Origin of the sequence: Citrobacter amalonaticus Y19, from assembly GCF_000981805.1 — a bacterium.
Classification (GTDB): Bacteria; Pseudomonadota; Gammaproteobacteria; order Enterobacterales; family Enterobacteriaceae; genus Citrobacter_A; species Citrobacter_A amalonaticus_C.
Window position 1 is genome coordinate 767,900 of record NZ_CP011132.1, and the last position, 19,259, is coordinate 787,158.

General features: G+C 57.3%; 16 protein-coding genes and 1 pseudogene. 10 read left to right on the forward strand and 7 right to left on the reverse strand.

Annotated features, from left to right (window positions below):
• Positions 1-9 precede the first annotated feature (9 nt).
• The 3 genes and pseudogenes from meaB to modE form a co-directional block, all read right to left on the reverse strand.
• Positions 10-1,002: pseudogene (meaB, locus tag F384_RS03455) on the reverse strand (methylmalonyl Co-A mutase-associated GTPase MeaB); the annotation flags it as partial.
• On the reverse strand, positions 995-3,139 hold the full coding sequence (gene scpA / locus F384_RS03460) for a methylmalonyl-CoA mutase (protein ID WP_046477623.1): 2,145 nt from the start codon (positions 3,137-3,139) through the stop codon (positions 995-997). The gene scpA and the pseudogene meaB, both read right to left, overlap by 8 nt.
• A gap of 191 nt (positions 3,140-3,330) precedes the next feature.
• A complete protein-coding gene (gene modE, locus F384_RS03465; RefSeq protein ID WP_046477625.1) occupies positions 3,331-4,119 on the reverse strand; it encodes a molybdenum-dependent transcriptional regulator in 789 nt (262 codons plus the stop codon).
• Positions 4,120-4,247: 128 nt separating this feature from the next.
• Between modE and F384_RS03470 the strand changes: the two genes are divergently transcribed.
• The 4 genes from F384_RS03470 (at position 4,248) to modC (ending at position 7,131) form a co-directional block, all read left to right on the forward strand.
• The gene (locus F384_RS03470) at positions 4,248-4,397 is read left to right on the forward strand and encodes an AcrZ family multidrug efflux pump-associated protein (RefSeq protein ID WP_003023026.1); all 150 of its coding nucleotides are present in this window, start codon (positions 4,248-4,250) and stop codon (positions 4,395-4,397) included.
• A 210-nt stretch (positions 4,398-4,607) separates the two neighbouring features.
• Entirely contained in the window at positions 4,608-5,381 is a 774-nt protein-coding gene (gene modA, locus F384_RS03475; RefSeq protein ID WP_046477632.1) for a molybdate ABC transporter substrate-binding protein, read from the forward strand.
• Positions 5,381-6,070 carry a molybdate ABC transporter permease subunit gene (modB, locus tag F384_RS03480; RefSeq protein ID WP_042320520.1) on the forward strand — a complete coding sequence of 230 codons (690 nt, stop codon included), beginning with the start codon at positions 5,381-5,383 and terminating at the stop codon, positions 6,068-6,070. The genes modA and modB overlap by 1 nt, the downstream gene beginning before the upstream one ends.
• Before the next feature lie 2 nt (positions 6,071-6,072).
• Complete coding sequence (gene modC / locus F384_RS03485) at positions 6,073-7,131, forward strand: molybdenum ABC transporter ATP-binding protein ModC (protein ID WP_046477634.1); 1,059 nt, start codon at positions 6,073-6,075, stop codon at positions 7,129-7,131.
• On the opposite strand, the gene F384_RS03490 is transcribed toward modC, so the two are convergent.
• On the reverse strand, positions 7,132-7,950 hold the full coding sequence (locus tag F384_RS03490; RefSeq protein WP_046497692.1) for a pyridoxal phosphatase: 819 nt from the start codon (positions 7,948-7,950) through the stop codon (positions 7,132-7,134).
• 288 nt (positions 7,951-8,238) lie between these two features.
• Between F384_RS03490 and pgl the strand changes: the two genes are divergently transcribed.
• Positions 8,239-9,234: a 6-phosphogluconolactonase gene (gene pgl / locus F384_RS03495; RefSeq protein ID WP_046477636.1), complete on the forward strand. Its 996-nt coding sequence runs from the start codon at positions 8,239-8,241 to the stop codon at positions 9,232-9,234.
• Positions 9,235-9,301: 67 nt separating this feature from the next.
• On the opposite strand, the gene F384_RS03500 is transcribed toward pgl, so the two are convergent.
• Positions 9,302-10,585, reverse strand: coding sequence for a putative acyl-CoA thioester hydrolase (locus tag F384_RS03500; RefSeq protein WP_046477638.1), 1,284 nt, complete (start codon positions 10,583-10,585; stop codon positions 9,302-9,304).
• 223 nt (positions 10,586-10,808) lie between these two features.
• Here F384_RS03500 and hutI point away from each other — a divergent pair, with 223 nt between their 5' ends.
• The 5 genes from hutI (at position 10,809) to hutH (ending at position 17,100) form a co-directional block, all read left to right on the forward strand.
• Positions 10,809-12,032: an imidazolonepropionase gene (gene hutI / locus F384_RS03505; protein ID WP_046477639.1), complete on the forward strand. Its 1,224-nt coding sequence runs from the start codon at positions 10,809-10,811 to the stop codon at positions 12,030-12,032.
• A complete protein-coding gene (hutG, locus tag F384_RS03510; RefSeq protein ID WP_046477643.1) occupies positions 12,029-12,970 on the forward strand; it encodes a formimidoylglutamase in 942 nt (313 codons plus the stop codon). Before hutI ends, hutG begins: the two co-directional genes overlap by 4 nt.
• 25 nt (positions 12,971-12,995) lie before the next feature.
• Positions 12,996-13,721, forward strand: coding sequence for a histidine utilization repressor (locus F384_RS03515; protein WP_046477644.1), 726 nt, complete (start codon positions 12,996-12,998; stop codon positions 13,719-13,721).
• 171 nt (positions 13,722-13,892) lie between these two features.
• Positions 13,893-15,578 (forward strand): urocanate hydratase, encoded by a 1,686-nt coding sequence (gene hutU / locus F384_RS03520; RefSeq protein ID WP_046477645.1) that lies wholly within the window; start codon positions 13,893-13,895, stop codon positions 15,576-15,578.
• 1 nt (position 15,579) lies between these two features.
• Positions 15,580-17,100, forward strand: coding sequence for a histidine ammonia-lyase (hutH, locus tag F384_RS03525; protein WP_046477647.1), 1,521 nt, complete (start codon positions 15,580-15,582; stop codon positions 17,098-17,100).
• A 265-nt stretch (positions 17,101-17,365) separates the two neighbouring features.
• Here the strand turns inward: hutH and F384_RS03530 are convergent, their stop codons facing one another.
• Positions 17,366-17,842: a kinase inhibitor gene (locus F384_RS03530; RefSeq protein ID WP_046477648.1), complete on the reverse strand. Its 477-nt coding sequence runs from the start codon at positions 17,840-17,842 to the stop codon at positions 17,366-17,368.
• Between the two features lie 58 nt (positions 17,843-17,900).
• Positions 17,901-19,190: an adenosylmethionine--8-amino-7-oxononanoate transaminase gene (bioA, locus tag F384_RS03535; protein ID WP_046497694.1), complete on the reverse strand. Its 1,290-nt coding sequence runs from the start codon at positions 19,188-19,190 to the stop codon at positions 17,901-17,903.
• Between the last annotated feature and the right edge of the window lie 69 nt (positions 19,191-19,259).

Sequence of the window (19,259 nt, forward strand, 5' to 3'; positions counted from 1 at the left end):
TTTCTCTTTTTCAAAGTAATGATTCTGAAGGTATTCGCGGATTCGCTGAAGACCGGCGCGTGACGAGAGACGGTTGTTTTTGACGGCCTGCTGCGTCAGGTGGTAGTAGCGGTCGAAGTCGTCACGGGAGAACAGGAGCCGCAGCGCCTCGGCTTCTGTTTGTTTTTGCAACCAGTTAATTTCCTGCAACTGGCGTACCTGCTGTAGTCGTCCGCTGGCGGTTAATTGGGTTCTGAAATCGCAGATGGCCTGCCAGACCTCGTCAATACCGCGTTTTTCCAGCGCGCTACAGCTCAATACCTGCGGCTGCCACTCGGCATATTTATGGCGCAAAATATGCAGTGCGCTCTCGTACATATGGCGGGCAATGGCGACGCGGTTGTGGTTTTCACCGTCATCCTTGTTGATGACAATCAAATCCGCCATTTCCATGATCCCTTTTTTTATGCCCTGCAGGTCATCGCCGCCACCGGCTATCTGTAACGACACAAAGCAGTCCACCATGTTGGCGATTTCCGTTTCCGATTGTCCGACACCGACCGTTTCAATGATCACAACGTCGAATCCCGCCGCTTCGCACAACAGCACCAGTTCCCGGGCATGCAGGCAGGCACCGCCCAGATGACCTCGGGAGGGGGCCGGGCGGATGAAGGCGGCATCCGATCGCGCCAGTTCGGTCATTCGCGTTTTGTCGCCAAGAATGCTGCCACCGCTGACAGGACTGCTGGGATCGACGGCAATCACCGCCACGCGCAGTCCGTCGCGGATGAGACGCGTGCCGAAAGCCTCCAGAAACGTGCTTTTCCCGGCGCCTGGCGTGCCTGTGATGCCCAGGCGCAGCGCGTTGCCGGTGAAAGGCATAATGGCATCCAGCAGTTGTGCGCTTTGCGCCTGATGACGAGGATGCTGACTTTCAACCAGCGTCATGGCCCGGGCGAGCGTGGCTCGTTCTCCTTGCCGTAATCGCTGTACGGTATCAGCCAGCGTGGAGTCGTTAATCATGATGCTGGCTTATCCGTCTCAGCACGTCGCGTACGCTGTCCAGCATCGGCGTGCCGGGGCCGTAGATGGCCGCTACGCCGCGCTCCTGCAGGAAGGCATAATCCTGGGGAGGAATCACGCCACCGGCGACCACGCAGATATCGTCACGCCCCCATTTTTTCAGCGCGGCAACCAGTTCAGGGATGAGCGTCTTGTGACCGGCCGCCAGCGATGAGGCACCGACGACGTGGACATCGTTTTCTACCGCCAGACGGGCTATCTCTTCCGGGGTGGAGAACATCGGGCTGAGATCGACATCGAATCCGAGATCGGAATAGGCGCTGGCGATCACTTTCGCGCCGCGATCGTGACCATCCTGGCCCATTTTGGCGATCAAAATGCGGGGGCGGCGACCACTGTCTTCGAGGAACTGCTCTGTCTGCGCAACGATAGCGTCGAACTCGCAGGCGGATTTCTCGGACTGATGGTAGCTCTGCGCAATCACCCCGGTAACGCACTGGCTTGGCACCAGATAACGGTCAAAGGCGGCTTCCAGCGCGTCGGAGATCTCACCCAGCGTGGCGCGTACGCGCGCCGCATGAATGGCGGCAGCCAACAGATTTTCATTATGCAGTGCTGCGTGGGTTAATGCCGCCAGCGCGGCGTTAACGGCGGCATCATCGCGGGTCGCGCGGACCTGTGCCAGCGAGGCGATCTGCTCGTTGCGCACCTTAATGTTGTCTATCTCCAGTACGGCCGTTTCGTCCTCTTTCTCCAGCTTGTATTTGTTGACGCCGACAATGACGCGCTTACCCTGGTCGATCAGCGACTGTTCGCGGGCTGAGGACTCTTCAATCATCCGTTTCGGCAGTCCGGCTTCGATAGCTTTTGCCATCCCGCCGGCTTCGTCTATCTGCCTGATAATGTCTCGCGTCTGTTTCACTACCTGGTCGGTCAACGATTCCACATAGTATGACCCGGCGAGCGGATCCACGGTGCGGCAGATTTCTGACTCTTCCTGAAGAATTATCTGCGTGTTACGCGCGATGCGGGCGGAAAAGTCGGTGGGCAGACCGAGTGCTTCGTCAAAGGCGTTGGTGTGGAGCGACTGAGTGCCGCCAAGCGTGGCGCCCAGCGCTTCGATAGTGGTACGGATCACGTTGTTATACGGATCCTGCTCAGTCAGGCTCCAGCCGGAGGTCTGGCAGTGGGTGCGAAGTGCTAAGGATTTTGGATCGGTTGCGCCAAAACCGCTAACCGCTTCGCTCCACAGATAACGTGCCGCACGCAGCATGGCGATGTTCATAAACAGATCCATGCCAATGCCAAAGAAGAACGAAAGGCGGGGCGCGAAATCATCAATTTTCAATCCGGCAGAAAGGGCGGCTTTGATGTATTCAATGCCATCGGCCAGGGTAAAGGCGACCTGCTGCACGCAGTTGGCACCCGCTTCGGCCATATGATAGCCGCTGATGCTGATGGTATTAAAACGCGGCATGTTGCCCGAACACCAGGCGATGATGTCGGCGATAATTCGCATTGAGGAGGTTGGCGGGTAGATGTAGGTATTGCGGCACAGGTACTCTTTCAGAATGTCGTTCTGAATGGTTCCGGTTAGCTGTTGCGGCGTCACGCCTTGTTCTTCTGCCGCGACGATGTAAAACGCCATCACCGGCAGTACTGCGCCGTTCATGGTCATCGACACCGACATCTCATCCAACGGGATCTGGTCGAACAGTACCTTCATGTCTTCGACGGTATCGATAGCCACGCCCGCCTTGCCGACATCGCCCGCGACGCGCGGATTATCGGAATCATAACCACGGTGGGTGGCGAGATCGAAAGCGACAGAAAGGCCTTTTTGTCCGGCGGCGAGGTTGCGACGATAGAAGGCGTTAGACTCTTTGGCGGTAGAGAAACCGGCGTACTGACGGATGGTCCACGGTTGCGCGGTATACATGGTCGCGCGTGGTCCACGTACGTAAGGCGGCAGACCGGGAAGGGTGCCGGTGACTTCCAGTTTATCGAGATCGGCTTCGGTATACAGCGGTTTGATGGCAATGCCTTCCGCTGTCTGTTTGACCAGCGACTCGACGGTTTTTCCCCGTCGGCTGAGCTCCTTGTTGGCGAGTGTCTGCCACTCCGGTAAGTCTGACATTTTTTGCTCCGTATTCCGCAATAAAAAGAGGGTATTGCGGGTACGATGAGCTTTTTAATGTCCCCTGTCGCCAGCAAAAAATAGCCAACGATGCGTCGTTTTTTGCCGGGTGGGATTATTCATTTTGTAATGAATTTCAAAGAAAAAATAACGGCGGGTAACTTCCCGCCGTGATACCGCTGCGGTGATACTCAGCACAACGTCGCGAGAATCACTCTGTCGGCATTGAAATACGCTGTAACGTTCGCGCCTTCGGTCAGCGAGGCGGCATCATCCACGGGTACGGTGGCGCACAGTATCTGGCCGTCCGGCAGCGTCATTAATACTTCACACTGTTCTGTGCCGCGTTCAATATGATTGATAATGCCCTGGAGTTGGTTATCTGCCGCCTGGGCGATGGCGTCGTTTTGGGTGATTCCCACCCACGGCGCTTTCAACAGTACGAGGACCTCTTTGCCTTCATCAAGCCCCAGTCGCTCGCCGCTCTGGGCGGTAATTGCCACTTTCAGTCGCGTTTCACCATCGGCCAGGAGCACATCGACATGTTGCTGCACCTGATCGTGGTCGCGGGCGGTAATAGTGCCAAACCACTGGTTACGCGCACTGGTTTGTAGAGAAAAACGCGAAATGGCCGCTAACAGACTGTTGAGCGGCAGCGCGTCATCGTCGCTTAAGACATCGAAGGCTTTTTGCTGAATCTGCGCCAGCAGATCATAAAGCTGGATCAGGCGCTGACCGTAGCGGGTTAACACGGCACCGCCGCCGCCTTTGCCGCCTGTCGCACGCTCGACCAGCGTCTGCTCGCTGAGGAGGTTCATCTCATTGATGGCGTCCCAGGCGCTCTTATAGCTGATGCCTGCGTCTTTCGCGCCCTGACTAATGGAACCGGAAAGTGCAATATGCTTGAGCAAAGAGATGCGTCGGGGATCGGCAAACAGTTTTTGCTGAAGTTTCAGGGTAAGAAGGATTTCGGCTTGCATAACAAGATCCTGGCAAAAAGGTTATTGTGACGGAAAACCACAGAGACGCAAAGCCGACCGCACAAAAGGGGAGTGCTTTTCTCAGTGATGCGGTTAGAATACTACAAGGACTATATCAGGAGTTGACCATGTTAGAGTTATTGAAAAGTCTGGTATTCGCCGTAATCATGGTACCTGTGGTGATGGCCATCATCCTGGGTCTGATTTACGGTCTCGGTGAAGTGTTCAACATTTTTTCCGGTATCGGTCAGAAAGACCAGTCCAGACAGAATCACTGATTTCCCTCAAACGCCCGCTCAGTCGGGCGTTTTTGTTCCTTTCGTCTTCCCGGTCGCATTTTTGTTCATTGGGGATGGTTTCTCAAGTTCTCCTCATTTCTGCCGATATTTTCTTTGCGTAACCTCTTATAGGTATCAATAACTTCTGGGAAAAACGTTGCTTTGTCGCTATATTTGCGTCTACATAACGACACCCGAAAGGAGTTACAGATGGCTCGTACATGGTTACGCTTGTTTGCTGGGGCAACATTATCACTGACTGTTGCTGGACATGCACTTGCGGATGAAGGGAAAATTACGGTATTTGCTGCGGCGTCATTGACCAATGCAATGCAGGATATCGCGGCACAATACAAAAAAGAGAAGAATGTCGACGTGGTTTCTTCTTTTGCTTCGTCTTCGACGCTGGCTCGCCAGATAGAAGCCGGTGCGCCTGCGGATCTGTTCATCTCTGCCGATCAGAAATGGATGGACTACGCGGTAGACAAGAAGTCGATTGATACTGCATCGCGTCAGACGCTGCTGGGCAACAGCCTTGTGGTGGTGGCGCCCAAAGCCAGTGAGCAGAAAGATTTTACGATTGACAGTAAAACCAACTGGACGACGCTGCTGAACGGTGGACGTCTGGCAGTGGGCGACCCGGAACACGTTCCGGCGGGGATCTACGCGAAAGAAGCGCTGCAGAAACTGGGTGCCTGGGAGACGCTGTCACCGAAACTGGCGCCTGCAGAAGATGTACGCGGCGCACTGGCGCTGGTCGAGCGTAACGAAGCGCCGCTGGGCATCGTTTACGGTTCTGACGCGGTTGCCAGCAAAGGGGTTAAAGTCGTAGCCACCTTCCCGGAAGACTCGCACAAAAAAGTGGAATACCCCATCGCGATTGTTGATGGACATAAAAACGCCACGGTCAGCGCGTTCTATGATTACCTGAAAGGACCGCAGGCTGCTGAAATCTTTAAACGCTACGGATTTACGACCAAGTAATGATATTGACCGATCCCGAATGGCAGGCCGTTCTCCTGAGCCTGAAAGTGTCTTCCCTGGCCGTGCTGTTTAGTTTGCCGTTTGGGATCTTCTTTGCCTGGCTGCTGGTGCGCTGCACCTTCCCAGGCAAAGCCTTATTAGATAGCGTGCTGCATCTGCCGCTGGTGTTACCGCCGGTAGTGGTCGGTTATCTGCTGCTGGTCTCAATGGGACGGCGTGGATTTATCGGTCAGTGGCTGTACGACTGGTTTGGCATTACTTTTGCCTTCAGCTGGCGCGGCGCGGTACTGGCGGCGGCAGTGATGTCTTTCCCGCTGATGGTGCGCGCCATCCGGCTGGCGCTGGAAGGGGTGGACATCAAGCTGGAGCAAGCCGCCCGTACGCTGGGCGCGGGACGCTGGCGCGTCTTCTTCACCATTACACTTCCGCTGACGCTGCCTGGCATTATTGTCGGGACGGTGCTGGCGTTTGCCCGCTCGCTCGGCGAGTTTGGCGCCACAATTACCTTTGTCTCCAACATTCCCGGAGAAACGCGCACCATTCCTTCGGCGATGTATACCCTGATCCAGACGCCGGGCGGTGAAAGCGCGGCGGCGCGACTGTGCCTTATCTCCATCGTACTGGCGCTGATTTCACTGTTGATTTCTGAATGGCTGGCGCGACTCAGCCGCGAACGGACGGGGCGATAATCATGCTGGAACTCAACTTCTCTCAGACGCTGGGCACCCATTGTGTGACGCTCAACGAAACGCTGCCCGCCAGCGGTATCACCGCGATTTTTGGCGTCTCCGGTTCCGGAAAAACCTCGCTCATCAATGCTATCAGTGGCCTGACGCGACCGCAGAAAGGGCGCATTGTGCTCAACGGACGGGTGCTGAACGACACGGAAAAACATATTTGTCTGACGCCGGAAAAACGTCGGGTAGGCTACGTTTTTCAGGATGCGCGCCTGTTCCCGCATTATAAAGTGCGCGGCAATCTGCGTTACGGCATGGCGAAAAGTATGGCCGGTCAGTTTGATAAGCTGGTGGCGCTGTTAGGTATTGAGCCCCTGCTCGACAGATTGCCGGGCGGCCTCTCCGGCGGTGAAAAACAGCGTGTGGCGATTGGTCGGGCGCTGCTGACTGCGCCGGAACTGCTGCTGCTGGATGAACCGCTCGCCTCGCTGGATATTCCGCGTAAGCGCGAACTGTTGCCCTATCTGCAACGTCTGGCGCGGGAGATCAATATTCCTATGCTCTATGTCAGCCACTCGCTCGACGAAATTCTCCATCTGGCCGATAACGTGATGGTACTGGAAGACGGTCAGGTGAAGGCGTTTGGCGCGCTGGAAGAGGTCTGGAGCAGCAGCGTGATGCATCCGTGGCTGCCGAAAGAACAACAGAGCAGTATCCTGAAAGTGAGTGTGCTGGAGCACCATCCGCATTACGCGATGACGGCACTGGCGCTGGGCGACCAGCATTTGTGGGTCAATAAGCTCAATGAGCCGCTACAAGCCTCGCTGCGCATTCGTATTCAGGCGTCGGATGTTTCGCTGGTACTGCAACCGCCGCAGCAGACCAGCATCCGCAATATCCTGCGCGCGAAGGTGACCCACTGCTACGACGATAACGGGCAGGTGGAAGTTCAGCTTGAGGTGGGGGGCAAAACATTGTGGGCGCGCATAAGCCCGTGGGCCAGGGATGAACTGGGGATCAAACCTGGCCTCTGGCTGTACGTGCAGATTAAGAGCGTATCCATCACCGCCTGATCACAGCAGTTGGCTATAAATGAATTTCGCAATGCTGTCGGTGGTGTTGTCGCCGATGACAACGTTAGCGCGCGCTTTGATTTCGTCGTCAGCATTGCCCATCGCCACGCCGGTACCGGCCGCTTCCAGCATGCTGATGTCGTTGTAGTTATCCCCGAAGGCAATTACGTTTTCCATCGACCCGCCCTGAGATTCGACCCACTGGGTCAGGCGTTTGCCCTTGCTGTTACCCTGACGGGCAATATCGACCTGATCGTGCCACGACCATTCGCACTCAAGGCCCAGTTGCTGTTCGACATGCTTGCCAAATTGCTGCAGTTTAGGAATATCGTCGTCTGTCAGGGCGAATTTCCATACCGCATCGACATCGCGCGCCGCCTGCGCCAGTGAAGGCACCTGAGTGAAGACCGGACGCTGTTCCGGCGGCAGCGTCTGCGCCCAGTTTGATGTGCGAATGACATGGCCGGTCGGATGCTCATACAGCATGGCGTCATCGACATACATCAGACCATGAACCTGATGCGCTTCCAGCAGCGTAATAAGCTGTAGCGCCTGGTCAACCGGCAGAGGATCGGCCGCAAGAACGTTTTTTGCGTGATAATCATACAAATAGGTGCCATTACAGCAAATTGCAGGTGTATCCAGCGCCAGTGCCTGATAAAAAGGATGAATCGCGACGTGATGACGCCCGGTGACGATGATAAGTTGGTATCCTGCCGCTCTGGCGCGTGACAGCGCTTCGACAGACGAGGGGAGCAGGGTCTTTTGCGGGGTCAGCAGGGTTCCATCTAAATCCAGGGCAATCACGCGAGCGGTCATATCGTCATCCCGATTAATATTGAACATTTTGTCTGCCTGAATGGTACACCGGGACGGGGAGCAGGCAAAATTTAGTGCGTATATCCTAAATAATTTGAGTTGCAGGAAGGCGGCAAGGGAGTGAATCCTCAGAAGCTTACTCGAGTAAGTGACTGGGGTGAACGAGCGCAGCCAACACACCTGCAACTTGAAGTATGACGGGTATAGATTCAGCATTCACCGTTAAAAGCGACTACGTTAAGCTGTATTCCATCATTGCAGCCAGTTGCCTAAAGCAGAGGAGCATTCATGAAGCAAACCGTTTATACCGCCAGCCCTGAAAGCCAACAGATCCATGTCTGGAGCCTGAGTCATGATGGCGCGTTGAAGCTGGTACAGGTGGTTGATGTGCCCGGGCAGGTTCAGCCGATGGTGGTCAGCCCGGATAAACGTTATCTCTACGTGGGCGTGCGTCCTGAATTCCGCGTGCTGGCTTACCGGATTGCGCCGGATGACGGTGCGCTGACGTTTGCCGCAGAATCCGCACTGCCGGGCAGCCCAACGCATATTTCAACCGATCATCATGGGCGTTTCGTTTTTGTCGGCTCCTATAATGCGGGCAACGTCAGCGTGACCCGTCTGGAAGACGGCCTGCCGGTCGGGCTTGTGGATGTAGTGGAAGGGATGGATGGCTGTCACTCTGCCAATATCTCCCCGGACAACCGCACCCTGTGGGTACCGACGTTGAAGCAGGATCGTATCTGCCTGTTTACCCTCAGCGATGACGGTAAGCTGGTGGCACAAGATCCAGCGGAAGTGACCACCGTTGAAGGGGCTGGTCCGCGCCATATGGCGTTCCATCCGAATCAGCAATATGCGTACTGTGTCAACGAGCTCAACAGCTCTGTGGATGTCTGGGAGCTGAAAGACCCACACGGCGACATCGAATGCGTGCAAACGCTGGATATGATGCCGGCTGATTTCTCTGACACCCGCTGGGCGGCGGACATTCACATCACGCCTGATGGTCGTCATCTGTACGCCTGTGACCGTACTGCCAGCCTGATTACCGTATTCAGCGTTTCAGAAGATGGCAGCGTGCTGACCAAAGAGGGCTTCCAGCCAACCGAAACGCAGCCGCGCGGTTTCAACGTTGACCATAGTGGGAAATACCTGATTGCCGCCGGGCAGAAGTCACACCATATCGCGGTGTACGAGATTGCCGGTGAGCAGGGATTGTTAACGGAGAAGGGACGTTATGCGGTAGGCCAGGGCCCGATGTGGGTGGTGGTTAACGCGTATTAATCGGGGGCGCTTTTAACCCACCGGTAAAAGAACAACCGGCATCACAGGATGCCGGTTTTTTTAATGCTTACTGCTTCGGTGCCGCCACCACTTTGCTGCCCACACCGCGGTTATTGTATTCCCACATGCGGTTGAAGTTGGTGTCGTTCAGGTTACGCTGGGTTTCGCCTTTATCATCCTTCGCGCCGGTATTGCCCGCGAAAGGACGCTTCGAGATCACCGCGTCAGCCCACGGCTGCGCCAGGTTAAAGCCTTCGTTAATCACGCTATCGCGGATCACGACCTGACCGTTGGTGTTGCTGTCGACATCCAGTGCGCGACCCAGTTGCGCCACGCCGTCACCAGCGGCGGTGAAGCGGCTGTTGGTGGCGAGGAAACCGTAGTAAATGTTCGACAGCGTTGCCGGTGCGAAGACGTACGCTTCCTGTTGAGTGCGGGAGTTCACCACGCGGAAGTCGGTGTTATCAAACACCACTGCGCCGCGCCCGGAAACCATATCCACATCCCCTTCGATATAGCTGTTGGTGACCAGGGTGCGCGGCTGACGGTCATTTTCCAGACGGTTCTGCACGCCGCTGTTGGTCACAAAGAAGGTGTTCTGGCGGCCCAGAATGTTCACATTGTTGATCTGAACTTTGTCACCGTCGGTACGCAGCGCAACGGCCGGGTGGTTACCCGCATCCACGCTGTCGCCGAGATTGTTTTCAACGGTCAGGTTCTGCAACTGCAGGCCATTGTTCTGTGACCACAGTACGGCTGAACACATCACGCCAATGTTCGCGCCGCGTTTGTTCTGGCAGTTGTCAAACATGTACCAGGCCGGTTTGCCAGGCATATATTTCCCGCTCGGGTTTACCGTATGACGCCAGTCCGCGGTGCTCATTTCACCGTCGATCGCCGCGCCAATCTTCACGTCTAACGGTTTCTCACCCGTTCCGTACAGCGTCAGGCTGCCGGGTGCGGCAGGGATATAGACGGTTCCCTGATATTCACCTGGCATAATGGCAATGTACTGACGTTTGTTGGTGCGCGTGGTGATCGCCGCATCCACCGCTGCCTGAATGGTGGTGTGGGTCACGCCCTGCGTACCGGCCGGGCCGACCACAAAGTCAGGCTGAGCAGGCAGAGTGATTGAGGACGGTGTCCATGGCGCGGTGTTTGGCGTCAGGGAAGAAAAATAGTTTTTAGCGACAAAATTCTGCGCTTCATTCGCCGACAAAATGGGGCGCGAGGAGGTTCCTGGCGCGGTTTGATCGGAAGGAATTTGATCCGGCGGGGTAGAGCTACAGGCGGTCAGCGTCACGCCAAAAGCCAGTGCCAGCGCCAGACGGGAAACTGATGATGTGTTCACGAGTTGCTCCGGGCTATAAAAGTATCCATTGAAGCCTGCTTTTTTATACTAAGTTGAGCAAAACGGGAAGGTGAAAAGCTAAAAAGTTGTTTTTTAAGCCACACCTCGCGGATCCTGACACCGTCAACGTCACAATTAAGTAACATTTTTGTCCTGGATGATTGACTTCCCGCGCGCGATCTCAAATAAATGTCTATACAACCTAAGACAACCTGGAGAGGGCATGCAACACCTGTTACCCGATGATACGCTCTGGCGAAATCTCCGTCTGGCAACGCTCGACCCGGAGCTGCCGACGCCGTATGGCATGCTGGACCATCATGCGTTGATTATCCGCGAGGGGCGCGTGCTGGCAATTGTACCGGAGACTTCACTCCCGACAGCGCACGCTAATTCGCATGACCTGCAGGGGCGTCTGGTGACGCCCGGACTGATTGACTGCCACACGCATCTGGTGTTTGGCGGCAACCGCGCCAGCGAGTGGGAGCAACGGTTGAACGGTGTCTCTTACCAGCAGATCAGTGCGCAAGGCGGCGGTATTAACGCGACCGTGTCGGCGACGCGTGCCGCGACGCAGGAGACGCTCTTTGCCTCTGCACAGGCGCGGATCGCACGTCTGATGCGCGAGGGGGTGACCCTGCTGGAAGTGAAATCCGGCTACGGTCTGAATGTGGCAGCAGAAGAAAAGATGCTGCGCGTGGCCGCCCGCCTGGCTGAAGAAAATCACATTGAGATAAGCTCCACGCTGCTGGCGGCGCATGCCGTACCGGCTGAATACCGGGACAATCCTGACGGCTATATCACCTATGTCTGCGAAACGATACTGCCGCAGCTATGGGAAAAGGGGTTGTTTGAAGCAGTCGATCTGTTCTGCGAGAGCGTAGGGTTCACCCTGGCCCAGAGCGAGCGGGTACTGCGCGCGGCACAGGCGGCGGGCATCCCGGTCAAAGGACACGTTGAGCAATTGTCTCTGCTTGGCGGGACGCAACTGGTCAGTCGCTATCACGGACTTTCTGCCGATCACATTGAATATCTTGATGAAGCGGGCGTGGCGGCGATGCGTCACAGCGGCACCGTTGGCGTACTACTACCGGGAGCGTTCTATTTCCTGAAAGAGACACAGCGTCCGCCCGTTGAATTGCTGCGCCGCTACCAGATCCCGATGGCGGTGGCGACCGATTTCAACCCCGGCACCAGTCCCTTTATCAGCCTGCATCTGGCAATGAACATGGCCTGCGTTCAGTTTGGACTGACGCCGGAAGAGGCGTGGGCGGGCGTCACCCGTCATGCCGCTCAGGCGCTGGGACGCCAGACGACGCACGGACAACTGAAAGCGGGCTACGTTGCCGATTTTAACGTCTGGGATGCGCAAAACCCGGTGGAGATCCTCTATGAGCCTGGGCGCAACCCGCTGTATCAACGCATATTTCGAGGAGAAATCACATGACGCAATGGGAAGCCGCTGCCCCTGAACTGTGGCAGGGGCGAGATGACAGCGGTGAAGCCGCAAACGCGCTGCGTCTGTTTCAGACCACAGCGCGCAGCCTGACGTTTTCGCCAGAGCATTATCGCGACAAGATAGCCCTGCTCGGCTTTGCCTGCGATGAGGGGGTCAAGCGTAATCAAGGGCGTCCCGGTGCCGCCGGCGCGCCGGACGCGCTGCGTTGCGCGCTGGCTAATCTGGCGAGCCACGCGGGGCATGAGCGACTGGTGGATATGGGGAATCTGCTGGCCCCGACGGCGGATCTGGAAGGGGCGCAACAGGCGCTGCGCGATGCGGTCTCTCGATGCCATCAGGCCGGGATGCGCACCTTCGTGCTTGGCGGCGGGCATGAAACGGCATTCGGCCACGGGGCAGGCATTTTCGATGCGTTCCCCGGCGAGCGGGTAGGGATCATTAACCTCGACGCACATCTGGATCTGCGTAACGCCGGGCGGGCGACCTCCGGCACGCCGTTTCGCCAACTGGCGCAGCTTTGCGACCAGCAGCAGCGCGAGTTTCGCTATGCCTGCATCGGCGTGAGTCGGGCGGCAAATACCCAGGCGCTGTGGGATGAGGCGCAACAGCGTAACGTGCTGGTGGTTGAAGATTTGCAGTGCAGCGAAGCTGATGCCCGGCTGGCGGCGTTTATCAGCGAGGTGGATAAACTCTATCTGACTGTCGATCTCGACGTGCTGCCTGTTGCCGAGATGCCCGCGGTATCGGCGCCTGCGGCGCTGGGCGTGCCGTTGGCGACCCTGCTGAAATTGATTGAACCCATTTGCCGCAGCGGTAAGCTCCAGGCGGTGGATATGGTTGAATTTAATCCTCGCTTTGATAATGATGGCAGGTCGGCACGCGTGGCTGCGCGGCTTGGCTGGCAAATCGCCCACTGGTGGCAGTAATCGATTGATAAGGTAAAACATTCCCATGACACTCTCTCGCCCTCGTTCTGCTCCCGCGCCGTTTTATGAGACGGTAAAACGCGAGATTAGCGAAAAGATCGCCAGCGGCGTCTGGCAGCCGCACGATCGTATTCCGTCGGAGGCGGAGCTGGTGGCGCAGTACGGCTTCAGTCGGATGACCATCAACCGGGCGCTGCGTGAACTGACCGACGAAGGGATGCTGGTGCGTCTGCAGGGGGTGGGAACCTTTGTTGCAGAGCCGAAAGGCCAGTCCGCGCTGTTTGAAATTCGCAGTATTGCCGACGAAATTGCCTCACGGGCGCATCGGCATCACTGCGAGGTGTTGATTCTGGAAAAAAAACCGGCCAATGCGCGACAGGCGGCGGTGCTGAAGGTCAGTGAAGGCACGGCGATTTTCCATTCTGTGATGGTGCATTTTGAAAACGACCAGCCGGTACAGATAGAAGATCGCTGTGTGAATGCCGACATCGTCCCGGAGTATCTGGCGCAGGATTACAGCCAGACCACGCCGCATGCCTACCTGTCGTTGATTGCGCCGCTGACGGAAGGGGAGCACATCGTTGAAGCGGTGCGCGCCACGGCGCAAGAGTGCGCCTTACTGGATATCGGCGAGACCGATCCTTGTCTGCTCATTCGTCGTACCACCTGGTCCGCCACGCAGATTGTTTCCCATGCGCGACTGCTCTTCCCGGGGTCTCGCTACCGGTTGCAGGGCCATTTCTCCTCCTGAGCCGCGCGGACTGAAAAGCGTGATTGCTGACGCAATATAACAAAAATGTATCTTTTTTGTTAACTACTGCCTTGTTATGTCTTGTATAGACAAGTATATATTTACCTCACACCCGATCATTCCATTATGCCGGATAAACAGTATCCGGCACGTCCGTGAGGAGTCGTTGTTATGTCTCATAGCAAGTATCGCCAGCAAGATATCCGCGCCCCGCGAGGGACAACGCTGACGGCCAAATCCTGGCTGACCGAAGCGCCGCTGCGCATGTTAATGAATAACCTGGATCCCGACGTCGCCGAAAACCCGCATGAGCTGGTGGTGTACGGCGGTATAGGACGCGCGGCACGTAACTGGGAATGCTATGACGCGATTGTCAACGCCCTGACCCAACTGGAAGCGGATGAAACGCTGCTGGTCCAGTCCGGTAAACCGGTTGGCGTATTCAGAACCCATCAGAACGCCCCGCGCGTGCTTATTGCCAACTCTAACCTCGTACCGCACTGGGCGACCTGGGAGCATTTCAACGAACTGGATGCGAAAGGGCTGGCGATGTACGGCCAGATGACGGCCGGAAGCTGGATCTATATCGGCAGTCAGGGGATCGTGCAGGGCACCTATGAAACGTTCGTCGAAGCGGGACGCCAGCACTACGACGGCAATCTGCGCGGACGCTGGGTGTTAACCGCCGGGCTCGGTGGCATGGGGGGCGCGCAGCCGTTGGCGGCAACGCTGGCTGGCGCCTGTTCTCTGAACATTGAATGTCAGCAGAGCCGCATCGATTTCCGTCTGCGCACCCGCTATGTCGATGAACAGGCGACGTCTCTCGATGACGCGCTGGCGCGCATCGAAAAATATACCCGCGAAGGCAAAGCCGTCTCGATTGCCCTGTGCGCCAATGCGGCGGACATCGTGCCCGAGCTGGTGAAGCGCGGCGTACGCCCGGACATGGTCACCGACCAGACCAGCGCCCACGATCCCTTGCATGGTTATCTGCCTTCCGGCTGGGACTGGGAGACCTATCAGCAGAAAGCGCTCTCCGATCCGCAGGGAACCGTAGAGGCGGCGAAGCGCTCGATGGCGAAACACGTCGAGGCCATGCTGGCGTTCAACGACATGGGCGTACCCACGTTCGATTACGGCAACAATATCCGCCAGATGGCAAAAGAGATGGGTGTGGAAAACGCCTTTGCCTTTCCTGGCTTCGTACCGGCCTATATTCGCCCGCTGTTCTGTCGCGGCATCGGGCCGTTCCGCTGGGTGGCGCTTTCCGGTGATCCTCAGGATATTTATAAAACCGATGCCAAAGTGAAAGAGATTGTGGCGGATGACGAGCACCTCCACCATTGGCTGGACATGGCGCGGGAGCGAATTAATTTCCAGGGGCTGCCAGCGCGTATCTGCTGGGTGGGTCTCGAATGGCGGCAAAAACTCGGCCTGGCGTTCAACGAAATGGTGCGCAGTGGTGAAGTGTCTGCACCTATTGTGATCGGTCGCGACCATCTGGATTCTGGCTCTGTCGCCAGCCCGAACCGCGAAACCGAGGCGATGCGCGACGGCTCTGATGCGGTGTCCGACTGGCCGCTGCTCAATGCCCTGCTCAACACGGCGAGCGGAGCCACCTGGGTATCGTTGCATCACGGCGGTGGCGTAGGAATGGGCTTCTCGCAGCACGCCGGGATGGTCATTGTCTGCGACGGCAGCGATGAAGCGGCCGAGCGAATTGCCCGGGTACTGCATAACGATCCGGCGACCGGCGTGATGCGTCATGCGGATGCAGGTTATGACATCGCCGTGGAGTGCGCTGTGGAACAAGGTCTGAATCTACCGATGGTTGCGGCAACGCAGGGGAAACGCTGATATGAACACCATGACCTTAACGCCGGGCCATCTGAGCTTTTCACAGCTACGCGAGGTCTGGCAGCGGCCGGTTAAACTGAGCCTCGATGCCAGCGCCATCGAGGGCATTAACGCCAGCGTGGCCTGCGTCAACACGATTGTTGCTGAGGGGCGCACGGCCTACGGCATTAACACGGGCTTTGGCCTGCTGGCGCAGACGCGCATTGCCAATGACGATCTGCAAAACCTGCAACGTTCGCTGGTGCTGTCGCATGCGGCAGGCGTGGGCGACGCGTTAGATGATGCGCTGGTGCGCCTGATCATGGTGCTGAAGATAAACAGCCTTGCGCGCGGTTTCTCCGGTATTCGCCTTAGCGTGATTGACGCGCTGATTGCGTTGGTTAACGCCGAAGTCTGGCCGCACATTCCGGCGAAAGGGTCGGTGGGTGCATCAGGCGACTTGGCACCGTTGGCCCACATGTCGCTCACGCTGTTAGGAGAAGGGAAGGCGCGCTGGCAGGGGGAATGGCTAGCGGCGACGGAAGCACTGAAAAAAGCCGGGCTGGAGCCGATTACGCTGGCGGCGAAAGAAGGGCTGGCGCTGCTTAACGGCACGCAGGCGTCGACGGCATTTGCGCTGCGCGGGCTGTTTGAAGCGCAGGAGCTGTTCGCGTCCGCCATCGTGTGCGGATCGTTAACCACCGAAGCCGTGCTGGGATCTCGTCGCCCGTTCGATGCGCGCATTCACGCCGCACGCGGGCAGCGTGGGCAGATTGATGCGGCGGCGCTGTATCGCCATGTCCTGACGGAGACCAGCGCGCTGTCGGCGTCGCACCACAATTGTGAAAAGGTACAGGATCCGTATTCTCTGCGCTGTCAGCCGCAGGTGATGGGGGCATGTCTGACGCAGATGCGCCAGGTGATGGACGTGCTGCTGGCGGAAGCCAATGCGGTTTCTGATAACCCGCTGGTTTTTGCTGAGCAGGGGGACGTCATCTCTGGGGGTAACTTCCATGCCGAACCGGTGGCGATGGCGGCAGATAATCTGGCGCTGGCCATTGCCGAAATTGGCGCGCTTTCCGAACGTCGTATTGCGCTGATGATGGATAAACATATGTCGCAACTACCGCCTTTCCTTGTCAAGAACGGTGGGGTGAACTCCGGCTTTATGATTGCTCAGGTGACGGCGGCAGCGCTCGCCAGTGAGAACAAAGCGCTGGCGCATCCGCACAGCGTGGACAGCCTGCCAACGTCGGCGAATCAGGAAGATCACGTATCGATGGCGCCTGCGGCAGGACGCAGACTGTGGGAGATGGCGGCGAACACTCGCGGCGTGCTGGCCGTCGAGTGGCTGGCAGCCTGTCAGGGGATCGATTTACGCGAAGGGTTAACGTCAAGCCCGCTACTGGAGGAGGCGCGAACCGCATTGCGTGAGCAGGTTGCGCATTATACCCAGGACCGTTTCTTCGCCCCGGATATTGAGCGTGCGACAGCATTGCTTGCGCAGGGAACGTTGTTGCAGCTCGTGCCGGAATTTCTTTGAACAGAGCCGGATGGCGCTGACGCTTATCCGGCCTACAAAACGATGCCTGACGCGTAGGCCGGATAAGACGCTAATTTCTCTGAACAGCGCCGGATGGCGCTAACGCTTATCCGGCCTACAGAACGGTGCCTGACGCGTAGGCCGGATAAGACGCTAATTTCTCTGAACAGCGCCGGATGGCGCTGACGCTTATCCGGCCTACAGAACGGTGCCTGACGCGTAGGCCGGATAAGACGCGTGAGCGTCGTCATCCGGCACAACACGATCAACTGAACATCGCGGTAATCGAGGCGCTGGCGAGCGAGTGGAAATGGACGTTAAATCCTACCATCGCGCCGCTGGCACCTTCATCGACGTCAATCTTGTCCACATCCAACGCGTGAACGGTAAAGATATAGCGGTGGGTTTCACCTTTTGGCGGCGCGGCGCCGCCGTAGCCCGCTTTACCGAAGTCGGTACGCGTCTGGATAACGCCGTCCGGCAGCGCGACCAGCCCGGAGCCAAAGCCCTGCGGCAGTACCCGGGTGTTGGCAGGAATATTGGCCACTACCCAGTGCCACCAGCCGGAGCCGGTTGGCGCATCCGGATCAAAACAGGTCACCACGAAACTCTTCGTTCCGGCGGGCACCTCATCCCAGGCCAGATGCGGAGAAAGGTTATCGCCGTCATAGCCCATACCGTTGAAGACATGGCGCAGGGGAAGCTTTTCCCCGTCGCGCAGATCGTTGCTGATTAATTTCATGCACTCTCCTTCATTTTCGCCAAAAAGTGTCGCCAGAAACCTCACAGCTTACCGTTAATTATGCGTTAAAAAACGTTTCTTCGCGCACAGCGTCGTTCACTGCCTGGGTCAGGCGGCGCAGTTGCTCTGGTTGAATGAGATACGGCGGCATCAGGTAGATGAGTTTGCCAAACGGGCGGATCCACACGCCCTGTTGCACAAAGAATTTTTGCAGGGCCGCCATGTTGACCGGATGCGTCGTTTCCACCACGCCTATCGCCCCCAGCACGCGCACATCTGCCACCCACGGTGACGCCTGCGCCGGGGCGAGTTCCTGGCGTAGCTGGGCTTCAATGGCGGATACCTGCGCCTGCCAGTCGCCGGATTCCAGCAAAGACAGGCTAGCGGTCGCCACCGCGCAGGCCAGCGGATTGCCCATAAACGTCGGGCCATGCATGAAACAACCTGCTTCGCCGTCGCTGATGGTTTCCGCCACCTGGCGGGTGGTCAGGGTGGCGGAGAGGGTCATCGTCCCGCCGGTTAGCGCTTTGCCCAGACACAGAATATCGGGCGCGATCCCGGCGTGTTCGCAGGCAAACAGTTTGCCCGTGCGGCCAAATCCGGTCGCGATTTCATCGGCAATCAGCAGAATGCCTTCGCGGTCGCACATTTTGCGGATACGGCGCAACCATTCCGGATGGTACATGCGCATACCGCCCGCCCCCTGGACGATCGGCTCAAGAATAACTGCCGCGATATCATGACGATGCGCCGCCATCAGGCGCGCGAAGGTCACCATGTCTCGCTCATCCCACTCGCCATCCATCCGGCTTTGCGGCGCAGGGGCAAACAGGTTTTCCGGCAGATAGCCCTTCCACAGGCTGTGCATGGAGTTGTCCGGATCGCAGACCGACATCGCGCCGAAGGTATCGCCGTGATAGCCGTTACGGAACGTCAGGAAGCGCTGACGTGATTCACCCAACGCCTGCCAGTATTGCAGCGCCATTTTCATCGCCACTTCTACCGCGACGGAACCGGAATCGGCGAGAAATACGCACTCCAGCGACGCGGGCGTCATGGCGACCAGTTTACGGCACAGGTTGACGGCGGGGGCATGGGTGATCCCTCCGAACATCACGTGTGACATGGCGTCAATCTGCGTTTTCATCGCCGCATTGAGCTGTGGGTGATTGTAACCGTGAATCGCGGCCCACCATGACGACATGCCATCAATCAGGCGCTCACCGCTGGATAAAATCAGTTCGCAGCCCTCAGCACGTTCAACAGGATAGACCGGCAGCGGGGACGTCATAGAGGTGTAGGGGTGCCAGATGTGGCGCCGATCAAAAGTGATATCGTCCGTTGTCATAATCGACTTGTAAACCAAATTAAAAAGTTTTAGGTTTACAAGTCTACACCCTTATCACCACAAAAAGTA